Source organism: bacterium, assembly GCA_035308905.1.
Taxonomy (GTDB): domain Bacteria; phylum Sysuimicrobiota; class Sysuimicrobiia; order Sysuimicrobiales; family Segetimicrobiaceae; genus DASSJF01.
This window is the reverse complement of the sequence record DATGFS010000025.1, coordinates 1-10,832: the sequence shown is the minus strand read 5'-3', so window position 1 is coordinate 10,832 and position 10,832 is coordinate 1. Positions and strand designations below refer to the sequence as shown.

Below are 10,832 nucleotides of genomic sequence, written 5' to 3'. Positions count from 1 at the left end.
CACCTCGAGGAGCGCCGGGATTTCCTCCATGCTCACCCCGGCGGTCGGTTCGTCGAGCAGCAGCGTGTCGAACCCGGCGGCGAGCAGCATCGCGATCTCGAGCCGGCGGGCATCGCCCTGGCCGAGCGAGGCCGCGCGACGCGCGGCCTGCCCGGCCAGGCCCGTTCCCTCGACCGCCGCGCGCGCCCTCGCGGCTTCGGCGCGGTCGGCGAGCGCGGGACGCCACACGTCGAGGTTGCCCGGCCCGCGCATCTGCACGGCCAGGCGGACATTTTCAAACACGGTGAGAGCGCCAAACACGCGCGCCGTCTGGAAGCTGCGGCCGAGCCCGGCCTGCGCCCGCCGCGGCGGCGGCCACGCCGTGACGTCACGGCCGTCGAGCTCGATCGAACCGGCGGCCGGTCGATAGAGGCCGCTGATCAAGTTGAACAGCGACGTCTTGCCGGCGCCGTTCGGACCAATCAGCGTGACGAACTCGCCCCGCCGCACCTCGAGCGACACGTCGTCGACGATCAGGGCGCCGCCGATGCGGAGGGTGAGACCGGTCGTGCGGATCGCCGGGGGGCCGTCTCCCGTCTGGGCGTCTCCGGCCGTGGGCCTCGCGTGCTCCTCGCGGCTCAGGGCTTGAACGGGCTGACCGGCGGTGCGACGTCGGCCGGCGCCATCGCCTTGACCACCTGCGGTTCGAAGCCTCCGCCCGCGGCGACCAGCTTCACCTGAAACATCGGCTGGAGGACCGCGTGGTCGGCGGCCCGCACCAGCTGCTGGCCCTTCGGCGCGAGGAATGTCCAGTTCTCGAGGGCGCGGATCATCTTCTCGACGTCGTCGCCGTCCGCGATCTGGACCGCGTGCACGATCATCTGGGCCGCGACGAATCCGTCCGGATCGAAGAGATCGGGCACCTTGTTCTGCGTCTTGAGGGCCTGCACCAGGTAGTCGTTGGCGCGGTTGTGCGGCGCCTGATAGACGTAGTGCGAGAGGAAACCGATCTTGGACGCGACGGGACCGAAGGTCGCGTAGGTCGACCGCTGGTCGAGCCCGGTGACGACCGCCGTGCCGCCGAAGACACCCTGCTGGTCGAGCGCCTGCCACATCGCCGGGGCGGTAGCCCCCGCCCACGCGACGAACAGCAGGTCGGGCTTCGCCTGCTTGGCCTGCAGCGCGAACGGCGTGAAGTCCGTCGCGTTGAGCGGCACCAGGATCTGCCCCACATCGGCGCCGCCGCGCCCCAGCACGTTGCGGACCGCCGCGACGTTGGCCTGTCCGAAGGCGTAGTCCTGCGCGAAGACGATGACCTTCTTGCCGCGCTCGTCGCCGATGAACGAGCGCGCCGCGAGGACGTCCTGGTACGTCTGGCGCCCCGAGCGGAACGTGTACCGGTTGACGCCGGTGATCGCGTCCGCGGCCGCGGGCCCGGAAATGAGCACCACCCGGTTCTGGGCCGCGAGCGGCGCGACCTGGAGCGCCACGGCCGAACTGACCGGCCCGGCGAGCACGTGCACGCCCTGCCCGATCAGATCCTTCGCGGTGGAAACCGCCTTCGCCGGATCGCCCGCGTCGTCGTTCCAGGCGACGTCGATCTTGTGGCCGGCGATCGCGCCGGTCCTGTTCGTGGCATACGCGAGGCCGGCCTGGAACCCTTCGCGGAACTGCGCGCCGTAACTCGCCAGCGGTCCGGTCGCGGAGTAGATCATGCCGACGCGAACCGCGGCCTTCGGCGCCTGCCCCGCGGCCCACGGTCCCGCGGCGCCGGCAAGCAGCACCGCGACGGCCGCGGACAATAGTGCGCTCACTACGCGTGCGCGAATCTTCACCCGCATCATCTCCCCCCAACAGTGACCGCGTGCGTCGAGATCTCCCCGTAGGTCTGTTCTCAGGACGTCCGGCCGTCTCCTGGGATCGGACGACGCGCGAACGCCCGTAGAAATGCCGCGGACCCTCCTCACGGAGGGCCCGCGACGTTGCATCCGATGACGGCCTTGTCTACGTCAGGCCTTCGACCGCCACCTTGACCGACCGGTAGCGCTGCATGCCGGTGCCGGCCGGGATTAGCTTGCCGATGATCACGTTCTCCTTGAGGCCGAGCAGCGGATCGACCTTGCCCTTCGTCGCCGCGTCGGTGAGGACGCGGGCCGTCTCCTGGAACGACGCCGCGGACAGGAAGCTCTCCGTGGCGAGCGACGCCTTGGTGATGCCGAGCAGCACGGGCCGCGCGGTCGCGGGCTCCTTGCGCGAGGCCATCGCCCGGGCGTTCTCCTCCTCCAGTGCGAAGATGTCGACGAGCTCTCCGGGCAGGAACTCGGCGCCGCCCGGCTCCTCCACCTTCACCCGCCGCAGCATCTGGCGCACGATGATCTCGATGTGCTTGTCGTTGATGTCGACGCCCTGCGAGCGGTAGACGCTCTGGATCTCCTGGACCAGGTAGCCCTGCACCGCCGCGAGACCCTTGATGCGGAGGATGTCGTGCGGGTTGACCGACCCCTCCGTCATCTGGTCGCCGGCCGAGGCACGGTCGCCGTCGGCCACGCGGACCCGGACGCCGTAGGCGACCGGATACTCGCGCTCGTCGTCCCGCCCGGCGAGGGTGATGATGCGCGTGCCCTTGCTCTCCGACAGCGCGACCTTGCCGTCGATCTCCGCGATCACGGCCTGGCCCTTCGGGCGCCGGGCTTCGAACAGCTCCTCGACGCGCGGCAGGCCCTGCGTGATGTCGAACCCGGCGACGCCGCCGGTGTGGAACGTCCGCATCGTGAGCTGCGTGCCGGGCTCGCCGATCGACTGCGCGGCGATGATGCCGACCGCCTCGCCGATCTCCACAAGCTTGCCGGTCGCGAGGTTGCGGCCGTAGCACTTGGCGCAGATGCCGAACCGGGTCTTACAGCCGAGCACCGATCGCACGACCACGGAGGTCACGCCGGCCTCTTCCGCCGCCTCCGCCGCCGCCTGGTCGATCTCCGCGCCGGCCTCGATCAGAACCTTCTTGCTTCGCGGCGCCAGCACGTCCTCGGCCGCCACGCGCCCCGCGATCCGGTCGGCCAGGGGTACCACGGTCTGCGAGCCGTCCATGATCGCCGTCATCTCGACCCCGGAGGTCGTGTGGCAGTCTTCGTCGCGGATGATCACGTCCTGCGCGACGTCGACGAGCCGGCGGGTCAGATAGCCCGACTCGGACGTCCGGATCGCCGTGTCCGCCAGTCCCTTGCGCTGGCCGTGCGTGCTGATGAAATATTCCAAGACTGTGAGGCCCTCGCGGAAGTTCGCCTTGATCGGCAGCTCGATGATCCGGCCGCTCGGGTCGGTCATGAGGCCCCGCATGCCGGCGAGCTGGCGGATCTGCTGGATGTTGCCCCGCGCGCCCGACTGGGCCATCATGTACAGCGGATTAAAGGGATCGAACGTGCTGAGCATCTTCCGCGTGATCGTCTCCGTCGCCTCGGTCCACACGTCGACCGTCTTGAGGTACCGCTCCTCGTTGGTGATGAGGCCGCGCCGGTACTGGGTGTCGATCGCGTCGACTTCTTTGTCGGCCTTGGCGAGGATCTCTTCCTTCTCCTTCGGGATCACGATGTCCGACAGCGCGATGCCGCTGCCGCTGATGGTCGCGAAATGGAAGCCCAGATCCTTGATGCTGTCGAGCAGCTGCACCGTCTTCGTGGAGCCGAGGCGGCTGTAGGCCTCGGACACGATCTGGGAGAGGATCTTGCGGTCGCAGACCTCGTTGATGAACCGCAGCTCCTCCGGGATCGCCTCGTTGAAGATCACCCGGCCGACCGTCGTCTCGATCAGTTCGCCGTCGTGGCTGAGCCGGACCTTGATCTTCGCGTGCAGGTCCAGCACGCCGCTCTCGTAGCCCAGCACGACCTCGTCCGGCCGGCTGAAGATCTTGCCCTCGCCCTTCGCCCCCGCCCGCTCCAGCGTGAGGTAGTAGCAGCCGAAGACGATGTCGCGGGTCGGCGACGTGATCGCGCGGCCGTAGGCCGGCGAGAGAATGTTGTACGCGGACAGCATCAGCACGCGCGCCTCGGCCTGCGCCGCGGCCGACAGCGGCACGTGCGCCGCCATCTGGTCGCCGTCGAAGTCCGCGTTGTACGCCGTGCAGACGAGCGGGTGCACCTGGATCGCCTTGCCCTCGATCAGCACCGGCTCGAACGCCTGGATGCCGAGGCGGTGCAGGGTCGGGGCGCGGTTGAGCAGCACGGGATGCTCGTGCACGACCTCCTCCAGCACGTCCCACACCTCGGGCCGCGCGCGCTCGACCATCCGCTTCGCGCTCTTGATGTTCTGGCTGAGCCCGCGGTCGACGAGCTTCTTCATCACAAACGGCTTGAAGAGCTCGAGCGCCATCTCTTTGGGCAGCCCGCACTGGTGGAGGCGCAGGTTTGGCCCCACCACGATGACCGAGCGCCCGGAGTAGTCGACGCGCTTGCCGAGGAGGTTCTGGCGGAACCGCCCCTGCTTGCCCTTCAGCATGTCGGACAGCGACTTGAGCGGGCGGTTGTTCGGCCCGGTCACCGGCCGGCCGCGCCGGCCGTTGTCGATCAGCGCGTCCACCGCCTCCTGCAGCATCCGCTTCTCGTTGCGCACGATGATCTCGGGCGCGCCGAGGTCGAGCAGGCGCTTCAGGCGGTTGTTGCGGTTGATCACGCGGCGGTACAGATCGTTCAGGTCGCTCGTCGCGAAGCGGCCGCCGTCGAGCTGGACCATCGGCCGCAGGTCCGGCGGGATCACCGGCACGACGTCGAGGATCATCCAGTCCGGCGTGTTGCCGCTCTTGCGGAACGCCTCCACGACCTCGAGCCGCTTCAGGATCTTCATGCGCTTCTGGCCGCCCGCGGTCTTGAGCTCCGCGCGCAGCTTCTTCTGCGTCTGGTCGAGGTTCAGCTCGCGCAGCAGCTCCTTGATCGCCTCCGCGCCGATGCCGGCGTGGAAGGTGGTGCCGTGCTTGTCCCGCAGCTCCCGGAAGTCGGCCTCGGTCAGCAGCTGGCCGCGGCTGAGCCCCTTGATCGTCCCCGGATCGGTGACGACGTAGGCCGCGAAGTAGACCACGCGCTCGAGCGCCCGCGGGGACATGTCGAGCAAGAGGCCGATGCGGCTCGGCACGCCCTTGAGATACCAGATGTGGCACACCGGCGCGGCGAGCTCGATGTGGCCCATCCGCTCGCGCCGCACCTTCGCGCGGGTCACTTCCACCCCGCACCGGTCGCACACGATCCCCTTGAACCGGATGCGCTTGTACTTGCCGCAGTGGCACTCCCAGTCCTTGGTCGGGCCGAAGATCCGCTCGCAGAACAGCCCGTCGCGCTCCGGCTTCAGCGTGCGGTAGTTGATCGTCTCCGGCTTCTTGACCTCGCCGCGGGACCACTGACGGATCTGGTCCGGCGAGGCCAGCGCGATCTTGACCGCGTCGAAGTTGTTGACGTCCTGCATCGCTTAGTTCTCCTCGACGAGGGCTTCCTCGCCCTCGAGGTTGATGCCGAGGGCCCGGGCCGTCTCGGCGATGTCTTCCTCGATTTCCTTGAGCTCGATCTCCTTCTTGTCCTCGCTCAGCACCTTGACATCGAGGCAGAGGCTCTGCAGCTCCTTGACGAGCACCTTGAAGGACTCCGGCACGCCGGGCTCCTGGATGTTCTCGCCCTTGACGATCGCCTCGTACGTCTTCACCCGCCCGACGACGTCGTCGGACTTGACGGTGAGGAGCTCCTGGAGGGTATTCGCGGCGCCGTACGCCTCGAGCGCCCACACCTCCATCTCGCCGAACCGCTGCCCGCCGAACTGCGCCTTGCCGCCGAGGGGCTGCTGGGTGATGAGCGAGTACGGGCCCGTCGACCGCGCGTGGATCTTGTCCTCGACGAGGTGCAGCAGCTTCATCATGTAAATCTGGCCGACCGTGACCTCCTGGTCGAACGGTTGGCCCGTCCGCCCGTCGTAGAGGCGCACCTTGCCGGTCTCGTCGATGTGCACCCGCGCGCCGGCCTCGGTCTCCGACGCCGTCTGGAGCAGCCCGCGGATCTCGTCCTCGCGCGGCCCGTCGAACACCGGCGTCTCGGCGTAGAAGCCGAGCATCTCCGCGGCCCAGCCGAGGTGCGTCTCCAGCACCTGGCCGACGTTCATCCGCGACGGCACGCCGAGCGGGTTGAGCACGATGTCGATCGGCGTCCCGTCCGGCAGGTACGGCATGTCCTCGGATGGCAGGATCTTACTGATGACGCCCTTGTTGCCGTGCCGGCCGGCCATCTTGTCGCCGACGGTGATCTTCCGCTTCTGGGCGACGTAGACCCGGACGAGCTGGTTGACGCCGGGCGACAGCTCGTCGCCGGCCTCGCGGGAGAAGACCTTCACCGCGACGACCTTGCCCTTCTCCCCGTGCGGCACTTTGAGGGAGGTGTCGCGGACCTCCCGCGCCTTCTCGCCGAAGATCGCCCGCAGCAGGCGCTCCTCCGCGGTCAGCTCGGTCTCCCCCTTCGGCGTTACCTTGCCGACCAGGATGTCGCCGCTGCGCACCTCCGCGCCGATCCGGATGATGCCGCGCTCATCGAGATCCCGCAGCGCTTCCTCGCCGACGTTGGGGATGTCGCGAGTGATCTCTTCCGGCCCGAGCTTGGTGTCGCGGGCCTCGACCTCGTACTCCTCGATATGGATGCTCGTGAAGAGGTCCTTCTGCACGAGGCGCTCGCTGATCAGAATGGCGTCCTCGTAGTTGTAGCCCTCCCACGGCATGAACGCGACCAGCACGTTGTGCCCGAGCGCCATCTCGCCCTGGTCGGTGCACGGCCCGTCGGCGATCACGTCGCCGACCGCGACCTTCTCCCCTGCCTCGACGATCGGCCGCTGGTTGATGCACGTGCCCTGGTTGCTGCGCTGGAACTTGACGAGCTTGTACGTCCGCTCCTTGCCGCGCTCCGGCTTGACCGTGATCTGGTCGCCGGTGACGCTCAGGATCTCGCCGGCCTCGCGCGCCACCACGACGGCGCCCGAGTCCACCGCGGAGCGGTGCTCCATGCCCGTGCCGACGAGCGGCGCCTCGGTCCGCAGCAGCGGGACCGCCTGGCGCTGCATGTTGGAACCCATCAGCGCGCGGTTGGCGTCGTCGTGCTCGAGGAACGGGATGAGCGCGGTCGCCACGCTGACGATCTGCTTCGGCGACACGTCCATGTAGTCGATCTTGTCCGGGGGCACGAGCACGATCGCGCTGCCGCGGCGGGCCGTCACGCGGGACTCGCTCAGCTTGCCGTCCGCGTTCATCTTGGCGTTGGCCTGCGCGATCGTGTACTTCTCCTCATCGTCCGCGGTGAGGTACTCCATCGACCGCGTCACACGGGCGTCGCGCACCTTGCGGTACGGCGTCTCGATAAACCCGTACGGGTTAACCCGCGCGAACGTCGCGAGCGACGAGATCAGGCCGATGTTCGGGCCTTCCGGCGTCTCGATCGGGCACATGCGGCCGTAGTGCGAGGTGTGCACGTCGCGCACCTCGAACCCCGCCCGCTCGCGGCTGAGGCCGCCGGGCCCGAGGGCCGACAGCCGCCGCTTGTGGGTGAGCTCGGCCAACGGGTTCGTCTGGTCCATGAACTGCGAGAGCTGGCTGGAGCCGAAGAACTCCTTGATCGACGCGACGACCGGCCGGATGTTGATCAGCACCTGCGGCGTGATCGCCGCGGCCTCCTGGATCGTCATCCGCTCGCGGATCACCCGCTCCATCCGCAGCATGCCGATCCGGAACTGGTTCTGCAGCAGCTCGCCGACCGACCGGACGCGGCGGTTGCCGAGATGGTCGATGTCGTCCGGCTTGCCCTGCCCGTTTCGCAGGGCGACGAGGTAGCGGATGATCTCCACGATGTCCTTGGAGCGCAGCACGCGCCCCTCGGGCCCCTGGGCCTGCTCGGGCTTGAAGCCGAGCTTCTTGTCGAGCTTGTACCGGCCGACGCGGCCGACGTCGTAGCGGCGCGGGTCGAAGAAGAGCGTGTTGAGCAGCGTCCGAGCGCTCTCGATCGTCGGCGGGTCGCCGGGGCGCAGCCGCCGGTAGATGCCGAGCAGCGCGTCGTCCGCGGTCTTCGTCTCGTCCTTGGCGAGCGTCGCCTTGATGGCCGCGTCGTTGTCGTACAGTTTGAGGATGGCCTCGTCGTCGCCGTACTTGAGCGCGCGCAGCAGAACCGTGACCGGCAGCTTCCGCGTCCGGTCGATGCGCACGTAGACGATGCCGTTGGCGTCGATCTCGAACTCGAGCCAGGCCCCGCGGTGCGGGATCACGGTCGCGGTCGGCAGCAGGTGGCCGTTCGCGTCCGGCGACATGCTGTAGTACACGCCGGGCGAGCGGACGAGCTGGCTGACCACGACGCGCTCCGCGCCGTTGATGACAAAGGTACCCTGCTCGGTCATCAGCGGGAAGTCGCCCATGAAGACTTCCTGCTCTTTGACCTCGCCGGTCTCTTTGATGACGAGGCGTACCTGGACCTTGAGCGCCGCGCTGTAGTTGTAGTCCCGCTCGCGGCAGTCCTCGACCGAGTACTTGAGCTGCTCGAACCGATACCCGTCGAAGTCGAGCGTCAGGTCGCCGTTCTCCGACTCCTGGGCCCCGCCGCGGCGCTTCCGGCCGACGGCGAAGTGCAGTTCCAGGTTGCCGGTGAAGTCCTTGATCGGCGAAATCTCGCTGAAGACCTCGCGGATGCCGTCCCGCAGGAACCACTTGAACGACTCTCGCTGGATCTCCACCAGGTTCGGGATGTCCAGCACGTCGTGAATCTTGGCGAAGCTGACGCGGCTCCGCTTCCCCCGGCGCGAGGAGCGCACCTCGCCGAGCCCGCGAACGGTCCGGGTGGAGGAGTGCGACGGCGGCGTCGGCGGCGGCGCCTGCAGCACCGCGACCGGCGCGCGCTCCACGTTGGTCGGGAGGACGATCGTCCGGGTCAGGCGCGGGCGGCCGCGCACGGCGCGCCCCGCCCCCGGCCGCTGGAGCTGGCCGCGCAGGCTGTCCTTGACGGTCAGGCGCATCGCGCCCGGTTTCGCCTTGGCGCCCCGGCGCGCCGTTCGCCCCGCGCCAGACGGGGTTGTGGCGGTTCTCGTTCTGGCCTTCGGCGACGCAGTCTTTCTCGTCACGCTGTTCGCCTCCGTAGTGTGCGTGGCAGAAAGCCGAGGCCGGGCGCGGGCACACGTCGCCCCGCGTCCGGACGGCTGACTGGGACCCTCAGCATAACAGCAATAGATTGCGGCATTGAGGAGTAAACTTCATTATACTCACGGCGGCAAGGGGCGTCAAGGGACAGTCGCCCGCCGCCGGCCCCTTCCGGGGCGTCCTCAGTGCCTGCCAGTAGATCCGGCGTTACTTGATCTCGACTGTGGCGCCCACTTCGGACAGCTTGGTCTTGATCGTCTCGGCTTCTTGCTTCGAGACTTTCTCCTTCACCGGCTTGGGCGCGCCGTCGACCAGGTCCTTGGCCTCCTTGAGGCCGAGACCGGTCAGTTCGCGGACGACCTTGATCACCTGGATCTTCTTATCGCCGATCGCGGTGAGCATGGCGTCGAACTCCGTCTGTTCCTCCGTCGCCGCCGGCGCGCCCGCGGCCGCGCCGCCCGCCGGGGCCATCGCCATCATCGGCGCCGCCGCGCTGACGCCAAACTTCTCCTCCAGGGCCTTCACGAGCTTCGATAGATCCAGGGCCGACAGGTCCCCGATCTCGTCAACGATCTTTTCAACTGTCGCTCGCTCCGCCATGCTCATCCCCTCCTGGGAACCTTGTGCCTGGTTGTCTGCCTACGTCCTGGCGCGGTTCGATGCATCCTTACGCTGTGGGTTTGGACTCCGCCGGCGCGTCGGCGGCGGGGACGGCGGCCGGTTCGGCCCGCGCCCCTTCGGACGCGGGCGCGGATTGCGCCGCCGGGGCGGGCGCCGCCTCGGGGGCCGGTGCCGCGCCGGCCACGGGCGCCGCGTCCGCGGAAGGTGCCGGTTCTACCGCGGGTGCCGGTTCTACCGCGGGTGCCGGCTCTGCCGCGGGCGCCGGCTCTGCCGCGGGCGCCGCCTGCTTCCCGGACGCACCTTCCTCCGTCTCGCGGCGCTTCCGGACGGCGTCGAGGGCCGTGACCAGGCCGCGCGGCGCCGCGGTCAGTACCATCACCAGCGAGAACAGCGGGCCCTGGACCGCGCCCACCACACGGGCGAGCAGCTCCGGCCTACCGGGCAGCGTCGCGAGCGCCTGGACCCCGGCCGCGTCGAGCGCGTGCCCCTCGACCACCCCGCCCTTGATTTCAAGCTTGCGGAACTGGCGGATAAAATCCTGAAGCACCCTCGCCGGCACGCCGGGATCGTCGTTGCCGAACACGACCGCGGTCGGTCCGGTGAGGTGCGGCTCGAGCCCGACGACGCCGACTTTTTCGGCCGCCCGGCTCAGCAGGGTGTTCTTGGCGACGCGGTATTCGAGGGACGCGCCCCGGAGTTTGCCGCGCAGCGTCCCGATCTCGCCGACCGTGAGCCCGCGGTAGTCCGTGAGGATCACAATCGACGAGTTCCGCAGACGCTCTTCGAGCGCCTCGACTTCGGCGACTTTGTCTGATCTCGGCTCCGCCATCGATGCCTCCAGAAATGCGGGTGAAACAAAAGAGACCCCGTAGACACGTGGAGTCTCCCTCAGGAGCCTCGGCGGGCGGTCACGGGACCTTTAGGCGCAGGGGCGGCACCCGCTGTCTACGGCGATATGCAATTGTCCCCGGTCATCCTAGCATCGCCGCGTCAGACCGTCAACCGGTTGTACTGGTCCAGTAGATCCGACTACACCAGCCTCCAAATTCATCGCTGAGCCGCCTGCCATTGAGCGAGGTACTCGTTCGGAGTGAGGTAACCG

The 10,832-nt window shown here is 68.6% G+C and carries 6 protein-coding genes; all 6 read right to left on the bottom strand.

Features of this window, described 5'->3' with window-relative positions; translation table 11 throughout:
- On the bottom strand, window positions 1–501 hold a 501-nt coding region (locus VKT83_07190), incomplete at its 3' end, for an ATP-binding cassette domain-containing protein (GenBank protein HLY22238.1).
- Between the two features lie 116 nt (window positions 502–617).
- On the bottom strand, window positions 618–1,820 hold the full coding sequence (locus VKT83_07185) for a substrate-binding domain-containing protein (protein HLY22237.1): 1,203 nt from the start codon (window positions 1,818–1,820) through the stop codon (window positions 618–620).
- A gap of 163 nt (window positions 1,821–1,983) precedes the next feature.
- Window positions 1,984–5,427, bottom strand: coding sequence for a DNA-directed RNA polymerase subunit beta' (rpoC, locus tag VKT83_07180; GenBank protein HLY22236.1), 3,444 nt, complete (start codon window positions 5,425–5,427; stop codon window positions 1,984–1,986).
- A gap of 3 nt (window positions 5,428–5,430) precedes the next feature.
- Window positions 5,431–8,988, bottom strand: a complete 3,558-nt coding sequence (gene rpoB, locus VKT83_07175; protein ID HLY22235.1) for a DNA-directed RNA polymerase subunit beta — start codon at window positions 8,986–8,988, stop codon at window positions 5,431–5,433.
- A gap of 328 nt (window positions 8,989–9,316) precedes the next feature.
- Window positions 9,317–9,709 carry a 50S ribosomal protein L7/L12 gene (gene rplL / locus VKT83_07170; GenBank protein HLY22234.1) on the bottom strand — a complete coding sequence of 131 codons (393 nt, stop codon included), beginning with the start codon at window positions 9,707–9,709 and terminating at the stop codon, window positions 9,317–9,319.
- Between the two features lie 67 nt (window positions 9,710–9,776).
- Window positions 9,777–10,559, bottom strand: coding sequence for a 50S ribosomal protein L10 (rplJ, locus tag VKT83_07165; GenBank protein HLY22233.1), 783 nt, complete (start codon window positions 10,557–10,559; stop codon window positions 9,777–9,779).
- Window positions 10,560–10,832 lie beyond the last annotated feature (273 nt).

Excerpts from the sequence above, each read along its gene's own strand:
- rpoB (HLY22235.1), bottom strand. The coding sequence starts at position 8,988 with ATGCGCCTGACCGTCAAGGACAGCCTGCGCGGCCAGCTCCAGCGGCCG.
- rplL (HLY22234.1), bottom strand. The coding sequence starts at position 9,709 with ATGGCGGAGCGAGCGACAGTTGAAAAGATCGTTGACGAGATCGGGGAC.
- VKT83_07185 (HLY22237.1), bottom strand. The coding sequence starts at position 1,820 with ATGCGGGTGAAGATTCGCGCACGCGTAGTGAGCGCACTATTGTCCGCG.
- rpoC (HLY22236.1), bottom strand. The coding sequence starts at position 5,427 with ATGCAGGACGTCAACAACTTCGACGCGGTCAAGATCGCGCTGGCCTCG.
- rplJ (HLY22233.1), bottom strand. The coding sequence starts at position 10,559 with ATGGCGGAGCCGAGATCAGACAAAGTCGCCGAAGTCGAGGCGCTCGAA.